The organism is Dyadobacter sp. HNCC25DJ186 (genome assembly GCF_056895235.1).
Map to the genome: position 1 here is coordinate 149,916 of NZ_JBXHAS010000005.1, position 23,862 is coordinate 173,777.

The following is a 23,862-nucleotide window of genomic DNA, read 5'->3' on the forward strand; positions in this document are numbered from 1 at the left end:
CCTAATATGTAAATACATCTGACCTAAAACTGACTAAATACGGAATCTGATTCCGTATTTAGTCAGTTTTAGGTTTGGAGCTAGCGCGATTGATATGCATATGTCACCCTTTCAGGGTTCAGCCTGGTCGCTTCGTTCAATACTTTTCTATAATAATGTCAACCCTTCGGGTTTGTTTCCAAAATCACGATTCGGGACAGATAACGTCATTATATAAGCAGATCCAATGTCCAAAACAAAATCCCGAAGGGATGACATTATTATAGGAATCAGATTCAATGTCCAAAACAAAATCCCGAAGGGATGACATTATTATAGAATCAGATTCAATATCCAAAACCAAAATCCAGAAGGGATGACATTATTATAGGAATCAGATCCAATGTCCAAAACAAAAATCCCGAAGGGATGACATTATTATAGGAATCAGATTCAATGTCCAATACAAAAATCCCGAAGGGATGACATTATTATAGGAATCAGATCCAATGTCCAAAACAAAATCCCGAAGGGATGACATTATTATAGGAATCAGATCCAATGTCCAAAACAAAAATCCCGAAGGGATGACATTATTATAGGAATCAGATTCAATGGCCAAAACAAAAATCCCGAAGGGATTACATTATTATAGGAATCAGATTCAATGGCCAAAACAAAAATCCCGAAGGGATACATTATTATAGGAATCAGATCCAATATCCAAAAAAAATCCCGAAGGGATACATTATTATAGGAATCAGATCCAATATCCAAAAAAAATCCCGAAGGGACACATTATTATAGAATCAGATTCAATGGCCAGAACAAAATCTCAAAAGGATGGCATTATTATAGAAGCAGATCCAATATCCAAAACAAAAATCCCGAAGGGATGATATTATTATAGGAATCAGATTCAATGTCCAAAACAAAAATCCCGAAGGGATGACATTATTATAGAAATATCGAAACGTGTATGGGCAAAACCCGGAACGGGTGACATAATAACTTAATAATATCCGCCATTAACCAACCGCAAAAACCCGTTCCTCCGTCAACATATAAATCTTTCTTCCTGCCACCAGATCAACCCCAAATCCCCCTGTAAAAACGCCAAAACTTGGTAAAATCGCCTGATTTTTATCCACAACAAAACACGGCAACCGGAACCTTTGACGGCCTTTTCCATAAGATGTAAAAACCGGATGAATATGCCCTGCAAATACAAATTTCAATGGATCCAGCTCGACTTTTGGATGATGGGTAAAAATGAAGTTTTCTTCTTCAAAATCATTTTTATAAACTTCAATATTATTTTCCAAAAACAAACTGACCGGCAAAACATCATGATTACCGATCACAATGATCATTTCAACAAAATGATACTTCTTCCTCCATTCCGAGAAAGTTTCCCACTCTGAATTGTATTTGTTATGAAAAAGATCACCCAGAAAAACGATACGCGATGGATTCGTGTTTTGAAGTAATTCATCGAGTCTTTCAAAATTATTTCCTGCTGCAAGTTGCGGCACTGCTATCCCCTCTTTTCTGAAATGTGTGATTTTACCAAGGTGTAAATCTCCGATAAGTAATGTTTGTTTTTCCTGCCAAAAAATCGCCTTTTGTGTTAATAAATCAAAGTGGTTATTTCTAATTTCAATCTGCATCACTATACTGTTTGAGCATTTTCTGTATCCGGTCTTCCAATTTTTCAGAAGTCAATTGCTCCCTTAGCCGGTCTACCATAATAGGGAACGAAAAAGGCGTTGGCTTTCTCGTCCTTTTGATAATTATTTTTTGTGTTGCAATTCTGTCAAGCGCTTTCCTCATCCTGACTTCTTCCAGCTGATAAGTCAGAACTTCCTGATAGGCCTGATTTACCAGCAAGTTATTTTTTTCATATTTCGTCATCACCGTAAACAACAGCGAACTTGATGCCTGAACCTGCTTCGTTTTCATAAATTTGCCAGGATAACCCTGAAACATCAGTCCGGCAATGGCGGCAATCTCTCTGAATTTTCGCTTCGCCATTTCCGTTGCATTCACGCTTTGGTAAATGTCGTCAACCAAATGAGCCGTCGAAAATAAGTCATTTTCCTTTGTAATTTTTTCCATATCCACATATTGATCACTCAGCAATTCAAACCCGTAATCATTCATCGCAAGCGAAAAAGTGATCGGAGACAATTTGCTGAGCCGGTAAGCCAGAATAATGGCCATACCTTCATGGACCAGCCTGCCTTCAAAAGGAAAAATAAATATGTGGTGCCCTTCCTTGGTCTCGCATTGTTCGATCAATAATTCACCCGCATTGGGGATCATCGACCGTTCGCGCTGCAATTCCAAAAGTGGTTTTAATTTTGCCAGTTCCTTTTCCTTATGCGGATTTTCAATTGCATCGGATAACCGGTCGCGAATAAAGGCTGACAATTGAGACGATAACGGCATCCTTCCTCCCGCCCAACGGACTAAAAATCCTCGTTTCCCTTCCGCTTTTTTGACAGTTACCGTCATTTCATGTATACGGATAAACTCTACGCTCATTCCGGCAAAGACAAAAACATCACCCGCTTTCATCCTGGTTACAAAAGATTCTTCGACAGAACCCAGATACCGTCCATGCTGCAACTTCACTTTCAGCGAGGTTTCCGAAACGATGGTGCCCATACTCAGCATATGACGATGCGCGATCCGGCGACTTGTTACTTTATAAAGTCCATCGATTCTTTCAACTTTTTTATATTCATCATACACTTCCAGCGACGGGCTGCCGGTTGTAATATACCCCAAAAGCCACTCCCACTCCTCCCGGTTGATGAACTGATATCCATAACAATTCCTGACCTCATCAAACAGCTGTTTTTCATCAAAACCTTCACCAACAGCAAGCGTGATCATCCATTGCGCTAAAACATCAAAAGCATGAATTACGGGTGGACGATCCTCGATGATCTGTTTTTCAACGCCGTCACGCAAGGAAACCGCTTCGATCAGCTCCAATGCATTTGTAGGACAAAAAAAGATTTTACTCGCCACACCTGGCTGGTGCCCGCTCCTTCCGGCCCGCTGAATAAACCGGGCAATACTTTTCGGACTTCCAACCTGAATAACTGTATCCACCGGACGAAAATCGACACCCAGATCCAAACTTGCGGTACAAATTACCAGTTTCAGTTTTTCTGCATGTAAGGATTCTTCCACCCAATCCCGGATTTCACGATCCAGGGATGCGTGGTGAAGCGCCATTATTCCCGCAAATTCCGGATATTTATCAATGATCACCCGGTACCAGATTTCTGTTTGCGAACGTGTGTTTGTAAAAAGTAAAGTGGTTTTACTTTTTTGAACAATATCAACGACATAGTCAATCAGCCGCGTCCCCATATACCCCGCCCAGGGAAGTGTTTCCACTTTTTCAGGCAGTATACTTTCGACAAGAATTTTCTTCTGTGTTTTTGCCTTGATGATCATCGTATCTTCCTCCGCAGAATCCATCCCGACCAGAACCTGTTTCGCTTCTTCCAGATTTCCGATAGTCGCTGAAATGCCCCAGGTTTGAAGGTCCGGATTTATGGTACGTAATCTGGCAATTGCCAGTTCGGTTTGCGTGCCACGTTTGCTTCCCATCAATTCATGCCATTCGTCGACGACGATAGTATGCAGATTTTTGAACGTTTCAGAGTTCCCTTTTTGTGCAAATAAAAGATGTAGACTTTCCGGTGTGATCAGCAACGCTTCCGGCATTTGCTTTTTCTGGCTGGCCCTTTCCTTAGTACTGGTATCGCCCGAACGAACGCCAATCCGCAATGTCAGGTTCATTTCCAGTGCCGCAATTTCCATATTCCGGAAAAGATCTTTTGACAAAGCACGCAAAGGTGTTACCCACAAAATCTGTAAGCCTTTATTTCTCTTGCCGGGATTTTTGGGAAGTGAATTGATATATCGGATCAAAAAAGGAATCCATAAAGAATAAGTTTTCCCGCTTCCGGTCGGCGCATTCACCAGACCGCTTTTCCCGGAAAGATAAGCCTCAGAAGCTTCCTTTTGGAAAGCCGCCCATTTCCAGTTTTTTGATTTAAACCATTGCTCAACAATGATATGTCCGCGGGATTTTGTCAAAAGGGATGAGAAGTTAGTGGTGGAATTAATACTCTACATTTGACTATATAAAAATGTTATTCCAGATAATCTCATAAAGATATTTATAAGATTATCTATCTATTTAACACTTCCTTCATCAAATCAAACAAAGAAATTGCCGTCACTCCATCACCCATCGGAAAAGTATCTTTCCCGGAGTAAACGACAAACTTACGGCTTGGCTTTAAATCCTCGCAGGCAACGTAAAAGCCCTTGGATAATTTCGGGGAGGCACTTCTTTTTATTTCAATTGCCCATTTTGCTCCGCCATTAAATTCAATTAGTAAATCAATTTCGGCACCACCCGGACTTCCATAATAATAAGGACGAGCTAAATTGGGCGGAATTACACTGATTATGTTTTCAATAACAAACCCTTCCCAACTTGTGCCGATAACGGGGTGTCCTAATAAAGAATTAAAGTCTTCAATATTTAACAATGAATGTGTAATTCCGCTGTCTCTTACATAAACCTTAGGACTTTTAATCAAGCGCTTGCTGGTATTATAGATCCAAGGCTGCAACCTTCTCACCAAAAGCAGATCCGTCATAAGATCCAAATATCTACCCACTGTAACACTTGATATATCGAGATTCCTAGCCAGATGAGAGGCATTAAAGACACTTCCCTGATGATGAGCAAGCATAGTCCAAAATCTTTCCAGAGTAGCGGCAGGTATTCTGGGCCCAAGTTGGGGAATATCTCTTTCCAAATAAGTTTTGATAAAATTATTTCTCCATTCCCCGCTAAGATGGTCTGAATCGGCTAACAAACTTTCTGGAAAGCCCCCACGTAGCCATAAGTTATTAATCTTATTTTGTTCACCCTCAGTATATTCCAGAACATCTATTGGATGAAGCTCCATATATGAAATTCTGCCGGCCAAAGATTCACTGGATTGTTTCAAAAGGTCTATTGATGCTGATCCAAGAAATAAGAATAAGCTATTCCTATTATTTTTTCTTCGCTCACGATCAATTATTCCACGTAATTCTGCAAATATCTCAGGCAGTTTCTGAACTTCATCTAACACAATCAGTTTATCTCTATTGGCATCATGGAATACATGGATATCCTTGACTTTGTCTAAATCTGTACGATTTTCCAGATCTAAATAAATAGATGGAAGAGATTCCGTCAGATCTAATGCGATAGTAGTTTTCCCAACTTGACGGGGTCCCATCAGGGCTACGGAAGCATTGTTTTGCAAGGCTCTCTTTACAGTCTCTTCTAATCTTCGCTTTATCATCTCTACAAATTTAATATTAAGTATTAAATTTGTAGACTAAATATTTATATATTTATTTAAATTGTTTAAATAATTATTTATACAACTCCAATATCCCCTTCAAACTCTCCAAAGTATCGGCCTCCGCAGCTTTCTTGTCCTTCCGCCACCTCAAAATCCGGGGAAACCGAACTGCAATACCCGACTTATGCCTCGTCGATTCATTAATCCCTTCAAAACCAATTTCAAAAACCAGCTCAGGCTTAACAGTTCTAACCGGACCAAATTTTTCAACAATATTGCGTTTGATAAAATAATCAACCTGACCAATTTCGACGTCGGTTAATCCTGAGTAAGCTTTGGCAAAAGGGACTAATTTTCCATCATCACCCCAAACTGCGAAAGTATAATCGGTGAAAAGTTCAGCTCTGCGGCCTGATCCTTTTTGGGCATATATCAAAACGGCGTCAACACTTAACGGATCAATTTTCCATTTCCACCAGTCCCCCTTTTTCCGTCCGACCTGATAGGTACTGTTTATTCTTTTGATCATAAAACCTTCCGCAATATTTTCGCGGGATGTCGGATGCAGATCATGCAATTCGCTCCATTTTTTAAACTCAACCAAGGGAGAAAGATTGAAAACTGACTGTACCGGCATGTTTTTATGAATTTCTTCCAACTGTGCTCTACGTTGCATCTGGCTTAAATTCCTGATATCAACACCATTTGCCTCCATGATATCATAGGCAATAAAAGCGACAGGAGCTTCTTCCAGTACTTTTTTCGATAGATTCTTCCGGCCAATCCGCGTTTGTAAAACATTGAATGGCATTGGCTTGTTATCGATATAACTTACAATTTCTCCATCCAGAACAGTACCATTCGGCAAAACGGAACTCAAAAAATGCAATTCTGGAAATTTATCCGTTGATAATTCTTCACCCCTTGTCCAGATAAACAATTCATTATTTCTATAAATAATCTGGGAGCGTATGCCATCCCATTTCCATTCTACAAACCAATCTTCGGGATTGCCTAAACTGGAAACATCGCCCTCAATCGGATAAGCCAGAAAAAACGGATAAGGTCTTGACGCATTATCATTTTCGCCTTCGTGCAAAATCAGTTTTTCAAAAGTCGTTTCCAGCGGATCCCATTTACCCATCACCCGGTGGGCAATTACGTTAGAATCCGTAGAAGTCGCCTCAGCCAAAGCACGGACAACAAGCGTCTGTGAAACCCCGATTCGAAAACTGCCCATCAATAATTTATTAAAAACAAAGGTCTCGTGCTGCGACAGCTCAGACCAGGCCTGAAGAATATGATCGTGTTTTTCTTCGTCTGTCATTTTGGGTAATAAGCCCAGATAATAAAACCATTCGGTCAAAGATTTATCAGAATCGTCAGACTCGTTTCTGGGCAAAATCAGCGAAATCGTTTCACCCAGATCGCCTACGCTCTGATAACTTTCCTGGAAAAGCCACATTGGAATATTGGCTTCCGCAGCCGCCCATTCTTTAACTTGTGTACGATTTACTTTAAATGAAGGCCGGCGACCCGTAAACAAAGTCAGTGCCCACATTTTATCTTCATCCGACGCGGAGAGAAAATAATTCTTCATCAACTCTACCTTTGCATTGGTTTTGTTGGTCCGGTCCAGATTCATGAAAAGTTCAGCGAATTGTTTCATATTTAGCTGTTGGCTTTTAGCGGTTAGCTTAGTTTCAGATCCGGATCATCCGGAATTGGGGATAGATTTTTATTGTTCTCAATTCCCTCTGCTTCCGGGCCATCACCCGTTGCCCTATCCTCTGTTTCCTCTTCATTTCCATACATGGTTGTCACCTCACCAGCCTCAATACCATTTTCATTCAACCATCTTGAAAAAATACTGGTATAACCATGCGTGACATATACCTTCTCGGCGCCAGATTCAATTACCGCAGTATTCAGATCAGGCCAATCTACGTGATCACTTAAAATAAATCCCTGATCGACGGCCCGGCGGTTTTTCGCGCCACGCAAAGCCATCCAACCAGAACAATAACCGAGCGAATAAGGATTAAATTTTCGTATCCAGGTACTGCTGTCAACCGATGGAGGTGCTAAAACCAATGATCCGCGGAAGAGTTTTTTGTCCGTTTCTTTGGTGACCAAAGTGAGTTCCGGCAAATCATGTCCGGCTTGTCTCAACCTTTCGTTAAGTGTATAAATAGCTCCGTGTGCGTATATTGGCCCATCAGGCAATTGAATTCCTTTTAAAATACGCTGCATTTTTCCTAATGAATAACCCATCAGAATACTGGCTTTATCTTCAAGCCGGTTTTGTGCAAACCAGTTATCTATTTCCGAATAAATTTCCTGTTGCGGCTGCCATTTGTAGATCGGCAAACCAAAGGTTGACTCGGTGATAAATACGTTACATTTTACGGGTTCAAAAGGCACGCAAAACTTGTCATCTTCCAGTTTGTAATCACCGCTTGCCACCCAAACCTCACCTTTATATTCAACCCGAACCTGGGCAGAACCGATGATATGCCCGGCAGGATGTAATGAAAAAACGACACCATTGATCACAAACTTTTCACCATATTCAACCGTCTGCAAAGAAATATCCGGGCCAAGACGAAGTCTTAAAATAGGCTCACTATCCTTGTGCGCCAGATAATGTTTGCTTCCCCAACGAGCGTGGTCACTATGGGCATGTGTGATGATCGCTCGGTCCACGGGTATCCAGGGATCTATGTGCGCATCTGCCTGGGAGCAGTAAATGCTTTTGCCGGTGAATTGTAAAAGTGATTGTGTCGCCATAACCAAAATTTCAATAAAAGTATGCCAATATTAAACCGCAAAACCTGACCAGATAAGAAGGGAAATTATGTTATTTTTGAAATGACTTTTTTAAAATTTGGAGTCAAATCAATAAATTCTTTTCAATTCCTATTGATATGGCCATTCAGAATCAAGACAACTTACTTTCTCCTGCCGAAGAAGCTGCCCGCGACCTGCAAAACGCAAAAGAAATTCTGAGCGAAAAAGCAGGAAAAACGGACGGATTATATGCTGATGTTAAATATGTTAAAATGGCTGCGGGGACGGCTTATTCAGCTGCCTTGCTAATTCTGGATGAATATTTACAAAAAAAAGAAGGAGTCAAATTCATTAAACCTAAAAGCATCGAAGATTACACCAACCGGGTGCGAAAATACGATAAGAAGCTTCTAAGACTGCTGGTTAACGTTTACGATGAGCTGCATATAAATGGATATTATCATGGCACAAAATCGGTTGACACGATTCAAATGGGCTTAAATAATGTAACCAAAATGCTTGCCTACATCTGAATTTAAATTTAAACGCAGAAGTACAGGAGTTGACCGCAGAGTTAAATGAGTTTAACTTTGACTGTGCGTAACACTGCGCAAAAACTCCGTTAACTCTGCGTTTGTTTACCTAATTTTACGATTCCCCTAACGACATGGGAAATGTGAAATTAATTTTCTTCTCTATGAAATACCCTTTTGCTGCCTTGGTTGGACAGGAAAAATTAAAGCGTGCGTTGCTGTTATGCGCTATAAACCCGTCGATTGGAGGTTTATTGATCAGAGGAGAAAAAGGTACGGCAAAGAGCACTGCTGCGAGAGGATTAGCTGAAATAATGCCGTTAATTCCTAAAAATGAAACCTTTCCATTCACATTTCAGAAAAACGATTCGCAGGATGTTTGCGGTGAATGTCCTGTTGATATAGAAGAAATTCCAGTCCCTTTTGTAAATCTTCCCCTTGGCGCAACCGAAGACCGCGTTCTGGGAAGTCTAGATCTGCAAGGTATTTTGTCAGAAAAAAAGAAAAGATTACAGCCGGGATTATTGGCAGCTGCACACCGCGGGGTTTTATATATTGATGAAGTAAATCTGCTTGCTGATCATTTAGTTGATGTTCTGCTAGACGTGGCTGCGATGGGTGTTAACACAATCCAGCGCGACGGACTTTCGGAAAGTCATCCGGCAAAATTTACTTTGATCGGTACGATGAATCCGGAAGAAGGAAATCTTCGTCCGCAATTTCTGGATCGTTTTGGCTTGATGGTTGATGTGGAAGCCCCGCGTGATATAGTGGAAAGAACGGAAGTGGTACGCAGGAGAATACAGTTTGAAAATGACCCGGGAAATTTTTCTGCTCAATGGTCTGCCGTTCAGAAAAATTTGCAGGATAAAATTAAAACGGCTCAGCAGTTATTACCATCTGTTGTTTTACCGGATGGATTATTGACTTTGATCAGTCAGCTTTGTACAGAATTAAATGTGACAAGTCTGCGGGCAGATATTGTGATGTATAAAACAGCCATTACGTTAGCAGCTTTGGATAAACGAACTACGGTTACCGCGGATGATGTTCGTCAGGCTGCTGAGCTGGCACTCATTCACAGGCAACGTAAAAAACCGTTTGAAGGAAATAGTAAACGGGATAACAGGCTGGATGAATTAATGCAGCAGGAACAACCGGAGCAAAAAAATCAGCCGCAACAGGATAATCAACCAGAACCGCAAGAAGAGAAAGACCAACAGACTAAGAGTCTGTTGCCTGATGATGACGATACAAATAATCAAGACTTAACTTCCTCGAAACAAGAACAAGTATTTGGCATAGCACCTCAAAAAGAAGCGCCCAATTTCAAGGTTGATTTAAATCCGGTTTCCCACCAAATGCCGGAAGGACGGAGAAGTCAGGCAATTAATACAAATCGTGGGCCTGAATTAAGGGCGATACCTGATCAATGTCCAACGGATGTTTCGGTCATGGCAACAGTTCAAGCCGCCCTAATTCGTGATCAGGATGATTTTCAGATTACACGAAATGATCTGCATCAAAAAATCAGAAAAGGAAAAACTGGAAATTTAATTCTATTTGTTGTCGATGCGTCGGGATCTATGGCGGCGAGTAGTCGAATGGAAGCTGTTAAAGGAAGTGTGCTGAGTTTGTTGACTGATGCTTACCAAAGAAGAGATATGGTCGGTGTTATTTCTTTCCGAGGTGTGGAGGCGCAGTTGCTTTTGGAGCCAACTTACAGCGTTGAACAGGCGGAACAAGCCATGCAAAATTTGCCAACGGGCGGCAGAACACCTTTGCCTCATGCGCTGCAAATGGCAATTCAGGTAATCAATAAATTAAATCCGGATAAAGATCTGAAACCGCTTTTGGTGATTCTGAGCGATGGAAAAGCAAATGTGCCCCTTCCGGGAGGAGGTGATGCCTGGCAGCAAACTTTGCAAATATCCGGGCAGTTATTCCAAAACAACATACCTGCTTTGGTGCTCGATACTGAAAACAATTACCTTCGTTTTGGAAAAGCTGCCGAGATGGCGAAAGTGATGGGGGCAGAATGTTTATCGCTTGAAGAGCTTTCTTCGGAAAATATCACAGTTACTATTTCAGGGCGTATTATTAAATAGCAATCCCGAAGGGATGACAGTATTATAGTTATGAGCCAAACCGAACTAATTTAACCCGGAACGGGTGGCATGTGATTCGACAAGAAATTTGATAAAGAATCTGCCACCCGTTCCGGGTTAGCACTTTGCTTCTAAGCGCCCCATAACTATAATACTATCATCCCGTTGGGATTGATTCCCAATGGACAACTATTAGTTTACCAATAAAATTATATTCACAAGATTTTCTAAACCAATGTCAACCTCCCGCATCCTCACAAAACCAATCATGTTCGTCGGCACTGCTTCCGATGTCGGCAAAAGCGTCATATGTGCAGGATTTTGCAGGATTTTTAAGCAGGATGGTTATCAGCCTGCACCGTTCAAAGCACAGAATATGTCTTTGAACAGTTACGTTACACCCGACGGTTTGGAGCTGGGAAGAGCCCAGGCTGTACAAGCCGAAGCAGCAGGCATTCCCTGCCATACCGATATGAATCCGGTTTTGTTGAAACCAACCAACGACCAGTCTTCCCAGGTCATTTTGAATGGAAAACCTGTTGGAAATCAGTCGGCATACGAATATTTCAAAACCACCGACCGGAAAGAATTATTTGAGGCCGTGACACAAGCTTACGATAGACTTTCTGCCCTTTACGCCCCAATCGTTATGGAAGGAGCCGGCAGCATTTCTGAATTAAACTTAAAAAAACGAGATATCACAAACCTGCGGATGGCACTTCATGCCGGTGCAGCAACTTATCTCATTGGGGACATTGACCGGGGCGGAATTTTTGGAAGTGTATATGGTACGATTGCTTTACTGACACCGGAAGAGCGGCAATGTCTCAAAGGAATTATCGTCAACAAATTTCGCGGCGACGCTCGACTTTTTGAAGATGGAAAAAAAATGCTGGAAGAGTTAACCGGCGTTCCTGTCGTCGGTGTTTTGCCTTATTTCAAAGACATCCATATCGAAGAAGAAGACTCCGTTTCGCTTCAAAATAAATTCAATACCACAACAGAGGGAAAAATAAATATTGCAGTCATTTTACTAAAACGACTATCGAATTTTACTGATTTCGACCGGCTGGAAATAGATCCGCGCGTACATTTATTCTATACTTTGCAACCAGATGAAATTGCAAAAGCCGATATCATCATCATTCCCGGAAGTAAGAATACGCTTGATGATTTATTAACGATTAAAAATAACGGCGCAGCATCAGCAATTGTGAAAGCGCATAAAAATGGCAAAAAAGTTATTGGAATTTGTGGCGGTTATCAAATGATGGGCGAACTGATTGAAGATCCCGATAAGGTGGAAGGCTCGCTGGAATCCATGCCCGGACTTGGTTTACTTCCTGTAAAAACAATTTTAAAACCAATAAAAACCACATTGCAGCAAGAATTTCGATATCGTGAAAATCCGGAAGTTTGTACCGGCTATGAAATTCATATGGGCGAAACGACCGCTGATCTTGATTCGCCGGTTACCATTTTATCGAACGGGAAACCTGATGGTTATTTCTTAAACAAAAATTGCTGGGGAACTTATCTGCATGGAATTCTGGATAATGCGGTGGTGATTGAAGATTTATTAGCCGACTTTTCAACAGATAAATCAGCCGAAACTTTCAATTATCAGGAATTTAAAGAATTACAATACGACCGGCTGGCAGATCATATCCGTGCCCATGTGGATATGGAAATGATTTATAAAAGTCTGGAATAAATAAAAAATCTATGTTACAAGGCCACGGTGACGACTCGTACCGATACTCCAAAAAAATCATTGCAGATTTCAGTACCAATGTCTGGTATGGAGGCGAACCGTTGGGTTTGAAAGAATATATTTTTGAGCAATGGTCAGAGATTAATCGTTACCCGGAAGTGATGGCTGAAAGTTTATGTGAAATGGTGGCGGAGCATCATCACTTAAACTCAAATCAGATTTTAATCAATAGCGGAACAACTGAAAGCATATATCTGATAGCCCAGGCTTTTTCTGGTAAAAAAACAACGATCATTACGCCTGCCTTTGCTGAGTATGAAGATGCCTGTAAATTATATCAGCATGATCTAACATTTTTGAGATGGTCCAAAATCGAGGAATTTCCTGTGTTGTCAACCGATCTGGTTTTCATTTGTAATCCTAATAATCCCAGTGGAACTGCATTTACTCAACTCGAAAGTTGGGTTCAGCAAAATCCTGAAACACTTTTTGTCATTGATGAAGCTTTTATCGATTTCACAGTGCAAATCAATTCCTCCATCCCTTTAATTGGCAAATATCCAAACCTGCTGATCATGCATTCGCTTACGAAAGCTTATGCAATTCCGGGATTACGACTGGGTTATATTGTCGCCGCCGAAGTTTTAATTTCTAAATTGAAAGATCTAAAACAACCATGGACAGTGAACACGATGGCGCTGCATGCCGGGAAGTTCATTTTTGAAAATTATCAGCAAATTCAAATTCCCTTGCAGGATTTGTTATCAGAAAAAGAAAATTTTGTCCAAGAACTTGGTCAGAATTCCTCATTGACAATTTATCAAAGTACAACACATTTTTTTCTGGTAGAAACACTGAAAGACGATGCAGCAAAACTGAAACAGTTTTTGATTGAAAAACACGGACTGCTGATTCGTGATGCAAGTAATTTCAGAGATTTAACAAAACAATATTTTCGCGTAGCTACCCTCTCGCCTGAAAAGAATAATTTATTAATCGAAGCCCTCGACGAATGGAGAAATTACTGATCATAGCTCCGTTGGTTTTCGGGTATATTCTGGATTTGATTATCGGCGATCCTGATAACTGGCCTCATCCAATTCGTGTTTTTGGAAATGCCATTGCTGCTGGCGACAAATTGTTAAACAAAAATCCATACCGATTTTTGAAGGGAATGTTACTTGCAATCAGCCTTTGTCTGCTCACATTTATCTTTTTTTATTTTTTAAACGAAATACTCTTACATATCAACATTTGGCTTTTTATAACGATCAATAGCATTTGGGTCTGGTATGGTTTAGCGAATAATGCATTGATCACAGAAGGACGAAATGTATTTTTAGTTTTGGAAAAAGAAGGTTTGGAAGCAGGCAGAAAACAATTATCCCGCATCGTCGGCCGGGATACTTCACAATTAAGCGCACAGCAAATCCGTGTAGCCGTATTTGAAACCATGTCGGAAAACCTGAGCGACGGTGTCATCGCGCCCTTATTATTCTACGCGATCGGCGGCGTTCCGGCTATGATGGTTTATAAAATGATTAACACCATGGATTCCATGATTGGTTACCGGAGTGATAAGTATGAACAATTTGGAAAGTTTGCTGCTCGCCTGGATGATGTTGCGAATTTTATTCCGGCACGTATCACGGCGTTATTAATGATTATTGTAACATCCAGTTCACGCGGTTTAAAATTTGTGTTTAAATATGGCAACAAACATAAAAGTCCAAATTCCGGTTACCCCGAATCTGCCCTGGCAGGAATTCTGGATTGTCGTTTCGGCGGTCCAAATGTGTATCATGGGAAGTGGGTTGATAAACCTTTTATCGGAGAGAATGATCGGACAATAAAACCGGAAGAGGTCCGAAGCGTTATTTCGATCAATCATAAAAGTTGTTTTTTAATGGTTGTTATGATCATTATAGCATTTTCTTTCGTCGGAAATAATATTTGGTGAATTAACCCTATGAATGCAATTGTCATCTCCGGCGGTCCGGGATCAGGAAAAACTACGCTGTTAAATGCCTTAAAAACTCAGGGTTTTAATTGTTCTGACGAAATTTCTCGTCAGCTCATTCAGGAACAGGTTATTTTAGAAACAGAAAATTTACCATGGAAAAATCTTTCCTCCTTTGCAGAACTGGCATTGGCGCGTATGGTTGACGAATACAAAAAATCGTTATCCGTCACAGGTTTTACGTTTTTCGACAGAGCTATTCCTGATATTGTAGCTTACCTGAAAGTTGGAAATTTAGAGGTAAAAACTCAATACCATAACGCAATTAAAAACTATCCTTATCATCCCAATATTTTCATGGCTCCGCCCTGGGAAACCATTTACATTAACGACGACGAACGCTGGCAAACCTTTGAAGAAGCCAGGGAAATTTATCAGATGCTGACCGAAACGTATCAGTCTGCCGGATATTCAATCATAGAACTACCATATTGCAGTGTCGATAAAAGAGTAAATTTCATTTTGGAAAAATTGACCCAAAACAAAGCCATTCAGACACTCCGCTAGAATTATTCCGGCCAAATCACAATCACGACGCAAATCTTAGTAGTTTTGCACCCATCAGGGTAGTATTCCGGATTTAAAAAAATCAGGTTACTTTAAAAGGGAATACCGGTGAAAGTCCGGAACAGTCTCCGCTGCTGTAAGTTCATAAAAACATTCATGGCAAAAGCCACTGGGGCAATGATTGAATGAGTGAATGATAGAATGAGTGAATAATGGCTAATTGCAACACATTCTCTCACTCCAACATTCTATCATTCAAAATTAAACTGGGAAGGCGTCAGAGGGAATGGAACGAGTCAGAAGACCTGCCTTTTCACTTAACACGCAACGCTTTCGGAAGAAAGGCTTGCAGCACAAATGACACAAAAACAGAAAACCTCCTTTCAGGAAGTTCGCTATGACTATGCGCGACTTTCTCATTTCAGTAAAACTGCCCGTTTCGTGGCATTGTTTTTCGCGACATTACTATTTCTTACAAGCTGCGGCACCTCTTCAAACCTGACCGAAAGCGCAGAAACGGCTTCTTCCGGGAAAGATTATTTTTCCGAGAAAATCCAGATTCATCATGCTAAGGGCTTCACGATTGAATATCACGACAATTATAAGGTAATCAATGTTTTAAGTCCTTTTGAAAAAAGCACGGATACGGCCAGGTATGTTTTATTGCAGCGCGGCACCAAAAAGCCGAAGGGTTATGCCAACAGTCAATTTATCGAAATCCCCATTCGCAGCCTCGTTGCGATGTCGTCCATGCATGTCGGTTTGGTGGGACTTTTGGGTGAAGAGAAAATCGTAACCGGACTTGGTAACCTGAAATATGTCTCGAATCCTGAAATTATCAAAAAAATTGAGGCTGGCAAAATGGCCGAAGTTGGAAAAGACCAGGGATTGAATGAGGAAAAACTGATCACCATGCATCCTGATTTGGTGATGACAACCGGAAGTCCGGTTTCAAAAATGGAAAGATATACCACTTTGAACGCAGCAGGAATTCCTGTATTGATTAATTCAGAATGGGTAGAAACAACGCCATTAGGCCGTGCTGAATGGGTAAAACTTTTAGCCGCACTGCTAAACAGGGAAGATTTTGTCAATAAGAAATTTGCCAAAATGGAAGAAGAATACAAACGTCTTGCGGTTTTATCTCAAAAGGTGAAAGCAAAACCGAGCATCATTACCGGTATGAATTCCAAAGATTCATGGTTTGTTCCGAATGGGAATAGTTATATGGCACAGTTTTTCCGGGACGCAGGCGCTGATTACCATTGGAATAATACCAAAGCAACGGGTAGTTTAGCGCTTAATTTTGAGGCTGTATATCCTATTGCATTGACTGCTGACTATTGGCTGAATGTGGGAATCAGTAACTACGACAACAAGAAGGAAATCCTGGCGAAGGATTCTCGTTACACGGATTTCAAAGCCTATAAAACCGGACAGATTTACAGTTATAACAAACGTGTAAACAGTCGCGGCTCGAATGACTATTGGGAATCGGGCGCTGTAAATCCGCAGATTGTTTTGGCAGATCTGATCAAAATTTTACATCCGGAATTACTTCCTGAACATGAGTTGGTTTATTATAAGCAGGTGAAATAGGTTGTCGGCGGTCAGCTTTCGGCTATTGCTACTAAAACATCTCAGCTGATTTAAACATTGATTATGCAACTTGTTTCTCAATCCTCTTCCAATTTCCGGCGACTGATCATTATTGGTTTGTCGGTTTTGGCTGTGCTATTTTTTATGCTGGATATCATGCTGGGATCGGTGAGTATACCTTTCGGAGAAGTGGTGAGAATTGTCTTTTCAGGAGAATCGGATACGACTGCCTGGTTGTTTATTATCGAAAAAATACGATTACCAAAAGCGATTACGGCCATTCTGGTAGGCTGCGGATTATCCGTCAGCGGTTTGCAAATGCAGACTTTGTTTAGAAATCCACTGGCCGGTCCGTCAGAATTGGGCATAACTGCCGGGGCCGGTTTGGGCGTTGCGGCCGTGATGTTGACAAGCGGCAGTACGGCCAGCATTTATGCCATCCGTCAACTGGGCGTTTCCGGAAGTTGGTTGATTGTCGTCATGGCTTCGCTTGGTGCCGCATTGGTTTTGTCTATGGTTTTGCTCATTGCAGGGCGGATTAAAGACAATGTTATATTATTGATCGTCGGCGTGATGGTCGGGACGATCACCGTTTCCGTGATCAGTATCTGGCAATATTTTAGTCAGCCGGAACAGTTGCAGGAGTATATTCTCTGGACTTTCGGCTCACTGGGCGGGATTGTCCAGTATCATTTATACGTACTTTCCGGTGTTGTCATACTTGGTTTGCTTATCGCCTTTGTCTCTTCCAAAGCATTAAACGCCATGTTACTAGGAGAAAATTATGCGCGAAGCATGGGTCTGACTGTTGGAAAAACCCGTTTCATTATCATGGCCAGTACCAGCTTGCTTACCGGCAGTATCACCGCTTTCTGCGGCCCGATTGGTTTTGTCGGCATCGCCATTCCGCATATCACCCGCGCGCTTTTAGGCACTTCCGATCACCGGATTTTGATCCCTTGTTGCTGTCTGGTTGGAACAGTGCTGATGCTTGTTTGCGATATTATTTCACAAATGCCGGGAACGCAGACCGTTTTGCCTATCAATGTGGTCACCTCATTATTAGGTGCGCCGGTTGTGATTTGGGTGATTGTCAGTCGAAATAATTTACGTTCTTCTTTCTCATGAACGATTCGCCGATACTTACCGCCAGAAATTTATCCATCGGCTATAAAGCTGGAAAAAGGCTCCCCCGAATCGTTTCAGAATCGCTGAATCTGGATTTATTTCCCGGACAACTCGTATGTTTATTAGGCCCAAATGGAGCTGGAAAATCTACGCTTATGCGAACGCTTTCTGGTTTGCAGCCCATGCTTTCAGGAGAAATTCTGATTGATCATGAATCATTAACAAATCTAAAACCTGCTGATCTTGCGCAAAAACTGAGCCTTGTTTTGACAGAACGTATTGATACCGGAAACATCACGGTCAGCGAACTTGTCGCGCTTGGACGAACGCCTTATACAGGTTGGCTGGGATCGTTATCCGATTTGGATAAAGAAAAAATCAGCTGGTCGATGGATGCGACTGATACAAAACAATATGCCAACCGCCGGATGAATGAACTGAGCGACGGTGAGCGGCAAAAAGTGATGCTGGCCCGGGCATTGTCGCAGGATACCAGACTGATTTTGCTGGATGAGCCAACGGCGCATCTGGACCTGCCTAACCGTGTTGAAATGATGCGATTACTGCATAATCTGGCCCGGCAAACCAGCAAAGCTATTTTACTTTCAACGCATGAGCTGGATCTCGCACTCCAGGCGGCAGATAAACTTTGGCTAATGCATCAGGATGGAAAACTCGTTTCCGGTGTACCCGAAGATCTGGTTTTGAACGGAAGTTTTGAAGCGGCTTTTATCAAAAATGGCTTCCATTTTGACAGAAATACCGGCACGTTCACCATTCACAAAGAAGCGGCCTCCACTCCTATTTATTTATCCGGAAAAAATAATCTTGCTTTCTGGACGAAACGTGCGTTGCAACGGGAGGATATTGTGGTAAGTGATAATCCGGATTTACCGAATAAAATTAAAATTTCGGAAGATGTTGAAAATCCTGTCTGGGAGTTTAATGACGGATTAACAACTAAAAGATATTTAACGATCAGCGAATTACTTACTGATTTACAACAGATTAAACCAACAAATAAAATCTAAAATCGATTTTTTTATAAATGAAAATATATACAAAAAAAGGCGACAAAGGTACGACAGGGCTTTTTGGTGGAAGCCGCGTTTCAAAAGATGACGTCCGGATTGAATGTTTAGGAACGCTGGATGAGGCCAACTCAACAATCGGATTACTTCGTGTAAAGTTGGGAAATGATCACGCATGGCAGCCAAATCTGCACAAGATCCAGAAAGATTTGATGGATATGATGTCACATCTTGCCCGTCCTTCGGATGCAAAAAAAGAAAACAAAAATCCAATGCCGGAAGATGGCGCTGAGTTTTGCGAAAACTGGATTGATACATTGGAATCAGAAATGACGTCTCCTTCTGACTATTTTTTGCTTCCTGGTGGAAATGAAGTTTCTGCCTTATGCCATGTCGCGCGCACGCAAATGCGCAGAGGAGAGCGCAGACTCGTTTCGCTGATCAAAACCGATACGGTTCACGAGGCGATTCCTGCCTATATCAACCGCTTATCGGATTTATTCTTCACATTAGCGAGGGCCGAAATGGACAAAGCAGGCGTTGCGGAGGAGAAATGGCAGTTGTTTTTATACAAACGTTTTAAAGCGCCGGAAGAAAAATGATCATCTACATCACCGGAGGCGCACGCAGCGGGAAAAGCCGTTTTGCACAGGAAAAAGCTTTGCAGCTGAGCAAATCTCCGGTGTATGTTGCGACGGCACATATCTGGGACGACAATTTTGCCGAACGTGTTCAATTACACAAAAACGAACGCGGCCCCGAATGGACGACCTACGAATCGGAAACAAATATTCACAAACTTCCCATTGAAAATCAGGTCGTTGTGATCGATTGTGTGACGCTTTGGTTAACGAATTTGTTCGTCGCTTTTGACAACAATATCAATAAATCGCTGACTGCATTTAAAGAAGAGATCGATGCGATTGCAAAACTTTCCGGCACTTTCATCATCATCTCAAACGAAATTGGAATGGGAGTACATGCAGAAACGGAGATTGGGAGAAAGTTTACAGATTTGCAGGGATGGGCAAATCAATATGTGGCTGGCAAGGCTGAAGAAGCCATCTTCATGGTCTCCGGCTTAGCACTAAATTTAAAAGGTTAGGTTACACAGAGTTTCACAGAGCTCAAAAGAGGAACACAGAGTTTTTATTTTTGAGACAAAGAGACAACTCTGTGTATCTCTTTTTAACTCCGTGGTTCTCTGTGTAACCTAAAATTCAGAACTATGACTTTACGAGAACAGATACAGCATAAGATAAATAATAAAACAAAACCTCTGGGCGCGCTGGGTAGACTTGAAGCAGTGGCTCTACAAATTGCGCTGATTCAGGAAACTTTGACGCCAAGTTTAGTCAAACCACATATCGTCGTTTTTGCGGCTAGCCATGGAATTGCTAACGAAGGCGTCAGTGCTTATCCTTCCGAAGTTACCTTTCAAATGGTTTTGAACTTTCTCAACGGCGGGGCGGCAATTAATGTTTTTACCAAACAAAATGATATCGAACTCGCCCTGGTTGATGCCGGTGTTGACCATGATTTTGAGCCTAACGAAAAGCTTATTAACGCTAAAATTAATCACGGCACCAAAAGTTTTTTAAATCAATCTGCTATGACAGAAGAAGAATGTCAACTGGCGATTAAAAAGGGAAAAGAGATTGTAAAAAACATTTTAAAAACCAGCTGTAATGTGATTGGTTTTGGAGAAATGGGTATTGGAAATACCTCCTCCGCAGCCGTGATCATGAGCAAATTACTTGATATTCCCATTGAAGATTGTGTTGGAAAAGGGACCGGCGTGAATCCTGATCAATATCAAAACAAGATCAACATACTTCAAAAAGCAATTTCAAATCATGCAGAAGTTTTATCGGATCCAATGCAGGTTTTACAAACTTTCGGCGGTTTTGATATTGCGATGATGTGCGGCGCATTTCTGGCAGCAGCTGAGGAGAAAATGGTTTTGATGGTGGATGGCTTTATCGCTTCGGCCGCTTTTTTATGCGCTTTCAAACTAAATCCTGCTATCAAAGATTTCGCGATTTTCTGTCACCAGTCGGAAGAAAAAGGCCATCAACTTTTGCTTGAAAAATTAAGTGTAAAACCGTTATTGAACCTGGATATGCGGCTGGGAGAAGGAACAGGCTGCGCCGTGGCGTATCCTTTGTTAAAAAGTGCAGTGGCATTTTTAAACGAAATGGCCAGCTTCGAAAGCGCGGGGGTGTCTGATAAATGAATTTTGTTCTTATTTCTGAGGTTACACAGATGACCACAGAGAAAAAAAAGAGCTACACAGAGTTTTATTTTGGGATAAAGAAAAACTCTGTGTCCCTCTTTTTAGCTCTGTGGTTCCGCGCGGCGTCCGCTCTGTATAACCTACAAATATTATGAAGAAAGTTAAGTACATTATTGCGGGCGTTATTGCCATTTTAATTGGCTATATCATTTACGATTCCACCTCTCAGCCTACCGTAAATGATCTGAAAGGTAATTTTAAGGAAGTTGCGTTATACAGGAATCCAAATAATACAGGACCGATTTTGCGGATTTATGCTGTTACGGTTCAGGGTGAGCCTTGGGAGGAAATGCAGAAATATGGTGATCTGATGCCCTATACCAAATATGGAAATACCAAAGTTTTCTTTTTCCAGGAAGGTCAGCCTGCACCTGCCTCGATCAAATTGGAAGAGCCAAATTTTGATACGCCGTTTCAGCAAAATTGTGTCGCTAAATATGAAAAAGACGCAAACGGACAGGTTTCTTTGACCAAAAAACCTTTTAATCCATAAGACGAAACCTATCTTTGTTAAAACGTTCTTACTAAAACTTCTTTCTGAATGGCTGCATTAGACATCGTAAAACAATATTACAACGCATTCAACGAAAAAAACTTTGACGGCATGCTTGCCCTCCTTCATCCGGAAGTCCGCCACGAACCAAATCAGGGCGAAGCCAGAGTTGGTATCGAAAAGTTTACGGAATTCATGAAAATGATGGATGATTCGTATGAGGAAACACTGACCGATATCGTATTTTTCACAGAACCAAGCGACAAGAGAATTTCCGCTGAATTTATCGTGAACGGGATTTATAAAAAGGCTGATGAAGGCTTCCCGGAAGCTTATGGACAAAAATACGTTATACCTGCCGCTGCCTTTTTGGAAGTTACGGATGGAAAAATAAGTCGGGTAACGACATATTATAATTTGGAACATTGGATTAAACTGGTTTCTTAGGCTGTCGGCTTTCGGCTGTCAGATTTTGGATAAGAACTATATTTTATCCATACCATATCCCAGTAAATCAAGAAACTCAAAACTGGCCAAAAACTGACTGCCGATAGCTGACAGCCGAAAGCCCCGAACTTATGCCTCTCACTTTTGTAACCAAACAAGGCAACGCCATTGCATCTGTTTTTGATGATCTGGCGAAGCTCCGTATCACAGTTTTTCGGGATTTCCCTTATCTGTATGAAGGCTCACTGGATTATGAGAAGGAATATTTAAAGATCTATTCAAAATCAGAACGTGCCTTTTTATTCGCTGTTTATGATGGCGAAAAAATGGTCGGCGCTACGACCTGCATTCCTCTAAGCGATGAGACAAACGAGGTTCAGGCCACGTTTAAAAATGCCGGATCAGACATTGAAAAGATCTTCTACTTTGGCGAAAGTATTTTGCTCACTCAATATCGCGGACTAGGTCTGGGACATCGCTTTTTTGATGAAAGAGAAAAACATGCAGCCGGTTTTGGCACGTTTAAAACGACCTGTTTTTGTTCGGTTGAAAGAATAAATCACCCGGTTCAACCAGCAGATTATCGCCCAAATGATGCATTTTGGATCAAACGCGGATACCATAAAGTGCCAGAATTGACAACAACCATGGAATGGCCGGATATTGGCGAAACAATATCGACTCCTAAAACAATGATTTTCTGGACGAAAGAAATTGTTTAAAATGGGCGCATCTCACCGTAATATTTGTAGAAATAATAACCGTTAACAAAAGAGGCAGCGCACCAAAATATTTGTAGAACATGAGGTTCCAACCCATAATCCAAAGGTGCGGAGCACTGGAATATTTGTAGAAAACGAATACCCGTTAACAAACCAAAGGTGCAGCGCACCGCAATAATTGATAACCAACACATCGAACCCATTATGATCATCGCTTCCGCCAATTACCCTATTACTGAACATGCCACATTTGACAATTGGCGTGAACATATCGAACGTTGGGTTATTGGAGCTGTGAACCAAAATGCCGGACTGTTACTTTTTCCGGAATATGGCGCGATGGAACTGGTCAGTATTTTTTCAGACGAAATCAGAAACGATATCCGCCGCCAGGTCATTGAGCTTGACTCTTTGAAAGATAAATTCTGCAATGCCTTCGCTGCATTGTCAAAAAAATATAACGTCATTATTGTTGCCCCGAGCATCCCTGTAATTGAGGATGAAAGAAATGTTAACCGTGTTTTTGTTTTTTCTTCCCAAGGATTAGCCGGTTATCAGGATAAATTTTTCATGACCCGTTTTGAAAATGAAGAATGGGGAATTCAAAGCGGTATCAAGATTCTGACACTTTTCGAAGCTTCCTGGGGTACATTTGGCGTTCAGATTTGCTATGATATTGAGTTTGCGCTGGGTTCGCAATTGTTATGTTCAATGGGTGCCTCACTGATTTTGGCGCCGAGTTGTACCGAAACCCTTCGCGGTGCCACGCGCGTACATATCGGAGCGCGGGCTCGGGCGATGGAAAATCAGGCCTATGCTGTTGTTTCGCAAACGGTTGACAATGCACTCTGGTCGCCGGCGGTGGACATAAATTATGGCTTTGCCGCTTTTTACTCCACACCAGACAATGATATGCCGGAAGATGGAATTATTTCAACATTGGCACCTCAAAAAGAAGGCTGGTTGATTCAGGAGCTTGATTTCACTAGATTAAAAACGGTTCGGGATACCGGTCAGGTTTTCAATTTTAAGGATCATCAGCATTTGCATATTGGCTTCAAAAATGAAGAAATCAATATCATCCGTAAATCGATATAAT

Annotated in this window: 21 protein-coding genes and 1 riboswitch; of the genes, 16 read left to right on the forward strand and 5 right to left on the reverse strand. The window is 41.5% G+C overall.

What is annotated here, in order from left to right; translation table 11 throughout:
• Positions 1-1,007: 1,007 nt before the first annotated feature.
• From pdeM to AC1XUO_RS16640, 5 genes are all read right to left on the reverse strand, one after another.
• The gene (gene pdeM, locus AC1XUO_RS16620; RefSeq protein ID WP_483330894.1) at positions 1,008-1,649 is read right to left on the reverse strand and encodes a ligase-associated DNA damage response endonuclease PdeM; all 642 of its coding nucleotides are present in this window, start codon (positions 1,647-1,649) and stop codon (positions 1,008-1,010) included.
• On the reverse strand, positions 1,639-4,101 hold the full coding sequence (locus tag AC1XUO_RS16625) for a ligase-associated DNA damage response DEXH box helicase (RefSeq protein WP_483330895.1): 2,463 nt from the start codon (positions 4,099-4,101) through the stop codon (positions 1,639-1,641). The genes pdeM and AC1XUO_RS16625 overlap by 11 nt, the downstream gene beginning before the upstream one ends.
• A gap of 95 nt (positions 4,102-4,196) precedes the next feature.
• Positions 4,197-5,372: an ATP-binding protein gene (locus AC1XUO_RS16630; protein ID WP_483330896.1), complete on the reverse strand. Its 1,176-nt coding sequence runs from the start codon at positions 5,370-5,372 to the stop codon at positions 4,197-4,199.
• A gap of 73 nt (positions 5,373-5,445) precedes the next feature.
• Positions 5,446-7,044, reverse strand: coding sequence for an ATP-dependent DNA ligase (locus AC1XUO_RS16635; RefSeq protein WP_483330897.1), 1,599 nt, complete (start codon positions 7,042-7,044; stop codon positions 5,446-5,448).
• A gap of 23 nt (positions 7,045-7,067) precedes the next feature.
• Positions 7,068-8,165, reverse strand: a complete 1,098-nt coding sequence (locus AC1XUO_RS16640) for a ligase-associated DNA damage response exonuclease (protein ID WP_483330898.1) — start codon at positions 8,163-8,165, stop codon at positions 7,068-7,070.
• Positions 8,166-8,302: 137 nt separating this feature from the next.
• Between AC1XUO_RS16640 and AC1XUO_RS16645 the strand changes: the two genes are divergently transcribed.
• From AC1XUO_RS16645 to AC1XUO_RS16720, 16 genes are all read left to right on the forward strand, one after another.
• Positions 8,303-8,698, forward strand: coding sequence for a DUF5618 family protein (locus AC1XUO_RS16645; RefSeq protein WP_483330899.1), 396 nt, complete (start codon positions 8,303-8,305; stop codon positions 8,696-8,698).
• Between the two features lie 164 nt (positions 8,699-8,862).
• Complete coding sequence (locus AC1XUO_RS16650) at positions 8,863-10,806, forward strand: magnesium chelatase subunit D family protein (RefSeq protein WP_483330900.1); 1,944 nt, start codon at positions 8,863-8,865, stop codon at positions 10,804-10,806.
• Positions 10,807-11,041: 235 nt separating this feature from the next.
• On the forward strand, positions 11,042-12,520 hold the full coding sequence (locus AC1XUO_RS16655; RefSeq protein ID WP_483330901.1) for a cobyric acid synthase: 1,479 nt from the start codon (positions 11,042-11,044) through the stop codon (positions 12,518-12,520).
• Between the two features lie 11 nt (positions 12,521-12,531).
• Positions 12,532-13,548 carry a pyridoxal phosphate-dependent aminotransferase gene (locus AC1XUO_RS16660; protein WP_483330902.1) on the forward strand — a complete coding sequence of 339 codons (1,017 nt, stop codon included), beginning with the start codon at positions 12,532-12,534 and terminating at the stop codon, positions 13,546-13,548.
• The gene (gene cbiB / locus AC1XUO_RS16665) at positions 13,533-14,480 is read left to right on the forward strand and encodes an adenosylcobinamide-phosphate synthase CbiB (protein ID WP_483330903.1); all 948 of its coding nucleotides are present in this window, start codon (positions 13,533-13,535) and stop codon (positions 14,478-14,480) included. Before AC1XUO_RS16660 ends, cbiB begins: the two co-directional genes overlap by 16 nt.
• A gap of 9 nt (positions 14,481-14,489) precedes the next feature.
• The gene (locus AC1XUO_RS16670; RefSeq protein WP_483330904.1) at positions 14,490-15,047 is read left to right on the forward strand and encodes an AAA family ATPase; all 558 of its coding nucleotides are present in this window, start codon (positions 14,490-14,492) and stop codon (positions 15,045-15,047) included.
• 40 nt (positions 15,048-15,087) lie between these two features.
• Positions 15,088-15,374: riboswitch (cobalamin riboswitch) on the forward strand.
• 30 nt (positions 15,375-15,404) lie between these two features.
• On the forward strand, positions 15,405-16,646 hold the full coding sequence (locus tag AC1XUO_RS16675) for an ABC transporter substrate-binding protein (RefSeq protein WP_483330905.1): 1,242 nt from the start codon (positions 15,405-15,407) through the stop codon (positions 16,644-16,646).
• Positions 16,647-16,709: 63 nt separating this feature from the next.
• On the forward strand, positions 16,710-17,774 hold the full coding sequence (locus AC1XUO_RS16680) for a FecCD family ABC transporter permease (protein WP_483330906.1): 1,065 nt from the start codon (positions 16,710-16,712) through the stop codon (positions 17,772-17,774).
• On the forward strand, positions 17,771-18,805 hold the full coding sequence (locus AC1XUO_RS16685; RefSeq protein ID WP_483330907.1) for an ABC transporter ATP-binding protein: 1,035 nt from the start codon (positions 17,771-17,773) through the stop codon (positions 18,803-18,805). The genes AC1XUO_RS16680 and AC1XUO_RS16685 overlap by 4 nt, the downstream gene beginning before the upstream one ends.
• Before the next feature lie 17 nt (positions 18,806-18,822).
• Positions 18,823-19,407 (forward strand): cob(I)yrinic acid a,c-diamide adenosyltransferase, encoded by a 585-nt coding sequence (locus AC1XUO_RS16690; RefSeq protein ID WP_483330908.1) that lies wholly within the window; start codon positions 18,823-18,825, stop codon positions 19,405-19,407.
• Positions 19,404-19,910 (forward strand): bifunctional adenosylcobinamide kinase/adenosylcobinamide-phosphate guanylyltransferase, encoded by a 507-nt coding sequence (locus AC1XUO_RS16695; RefSeq protein ID WP_483330909.1) that lies wholly within the window; start codon positions 19,404-19,406, stop codon positions 19,908-19,910. The genes AC1XUO_RS16690 and AC1XUO_RS16695 overlap by 4 nt, the downstream gene beginning before the upstream one ends.
• 123 nt (positions 19,911-20,033) lie before the next feature.
• Positions 20,034-21,041, forward strand: coding sequence for a nicotinate-nucleotide--dimethylbenzimidazole phosphoribosyltransferase (gene cobT / locus AC1XUO_RS16700; protein ID WP_483330910.1), 1,008 nt, complete (start codon positions 20,034-20,036; stop codon positions 21,039-21,041).
• 151 nt (positions 21,042-21,192) lie between these two features.
• Positions 21,193-21,594 carry a hypothetical protein gene (locus tag AC1XUO_RS16705; RefSeq protein ID WP_483330911.1) on the forward strand — a complete coding sequence of 134 codons (402 nt, stop codon included), beginning with the start codon at positions 21,193-21,195 and terminating at the stop codon, positions 21,592-21,594.
• 48 nt (positions 21,595-21,642) lie between these two features.
• A complete protein-coding gene (locus AC1XUO_RS16710; protein WP_483330912.1) occupies positions 21,643-22,041 on the forward strand; it encodes a nuclear transport factor 2 family protein in 399 nt (132 codons plus the stop codon).
• A 131-nt stretch (positions 22,042-22,172) separates the two neighbouring features.
• Positions 22,173-22,763, forward strand: a complete 591-nt coding sequence (locus tag AC1XUO_RS16715) for a GNAT family N-acetyltransferase (RefSeq protein ID WP_483330913.1) — start codon at positions 22,173-22,175, stop codon at positions 22,761-22,763.
• Between the two features lie 204 nt (positions 22,764-22,967).
• Positions 22,968-23,861, forward strand: a complete 894-nt coding sequence (locus AC1XUO_RS16720) for a carbon-nitrogen hydrolase family protein (RefSeq protein ID WP_483330914.1) — start codon at positions 22,968-22,970, stop codon at positions 23,859-23,861.
• The last annotated feature ends 1 nt before the right edge of the window (position 23,862 follow it).

Coding starts and splice junctions, on each gene's coding strand:
- AC1XUO_RS16695 (WP_483330909.1), top strand. CDS start 19,404: ATGATCATCTACATCACCGGAGGCGCACGCAGCGGGAAAAGCCGTTTT.
- AC1XUO_RS16650 (WP_483330900.1), top strand. CDS start 8,863: ATGAAATACCCTTTTGCTGCCTTGGTTGGACAGGAAAAATTAAAGCGT.
- AC1XUO_RS16630 (WP_483330896.1), bottom strand. CDS start 5,372: ATGATAAAGCGAAGATTAGAAGAGACTGTAAAGAGAGCCTTGCAAAAC.
- AC1XUO_RS16640 (WP_483330898.1), bottom strand. CDS start 8,165: ATGGCGACACAATCACTTTTACAATTCACCGGCAAAAGCATTTACTGC.
- AC1XUO_RS16670 (WP_483330904.1), top strand. CDS start 14,490: ATGAATGCAATTGTCATCTCCGGCGGTCCGGGATCAGGAAAAACTACG.
- AC1XUO_RS16705 (WP_483330911.1), top strand. CDS start 21,193: ATGAAGAAAGTTAAGTACATTATTGCGGGCGTTATTGCCATTTTAATT.
- AC1XUO_RS16720 (WP_483330914.1), top strand. CDS start 22,968: ATGATCATCGCTTCCGCCAATTACCCTATTACTGAACATGCCACATTT.
- cobT (WP_483330910.1), top strand. CDS start 20,034: ATGACTTTACGAGAACAGATACAGCATAAGATAAATAATAAAACAAAA.
- AC1XUO_RS16655 (WP_483330901.1), top strand. CDS start 11,042: ATGTCAACCTCCCGCATCCTCACAAAACCAATCATGTTCGTCGGCACT.
- AC1XUO_RS16645 (WP_483330899.1), top strand. CDS start 8,303: ATGGCCATTCAGAATCAAGACAACTTACTTTCTCCTGCCGAAGAAGCT.
- cbiB (WP_483330903.1), top strand. CDS start 13,533: ATGGAGAAATTACTGATCATAGCTCCGTTGGTTTTCGGGTATATTCTG.
- AC1XUO_RS16680 (WP_483330906.1), top strand. CDS start 16,710: ATGCAACTTGTTTCTCAATCCTCTTCCAATTTCCGGCGACTGATCATT.
- AC1XUO_RS16690 (WP_483330908.1), top strand. CDS start 18,823: ATGAAAATATATACAAAAAAAGGCGACAAAGGTACGACAGGGCTTTTT.
- pdeM (WP_483330894.1), bottom strand. CDS start 1,649: ATGCAGATTGAAATTAGAAATAACCACTTTGATTTATTAACACAAAAG.
- AC1XUO_RS16660 (WP_483330902.1), top strand. CDS start 12,532: ATGTTACAAGGCCACGGTGACGACTCGTACCGATACTCCAAAAAAATC.
- AC1XUO_RS16635 (WP_483330897.1), bottom strand. CDS start 7,044: ATGAAACAATTCGCTGAACTTTTCATGAATCTGGACCGGACCAACAAA.
- AC1XUO_RS16675 (WP_483330905.1), top strand. CDS start 15,405: ATGACACAAAAACAGAAAACCTCCTTTCAGGAAGTTCGCTATGACTAT.
- AC1XUO_RS16715 (WP_483330913.1), top strand. CDS start 22,173: ATGCCTCTCACTTTTGTAACCAAACAAGGCAACGCCATTGCATCTGTT.
- AC1XUO_RS16710 (WP_483330912.1), top strand. CDS start 21,643: ATGGCTGCATTAGACATCGTAAAACAATATTACAACGCATTCAACGAA.
- AC1XUO_RS16685 (WP_483330907.1), top strand. CDS start 17,771: ATGAACGATTCGCCGATACTTACCGCCAGAAATTTATCCATCGGCTAT.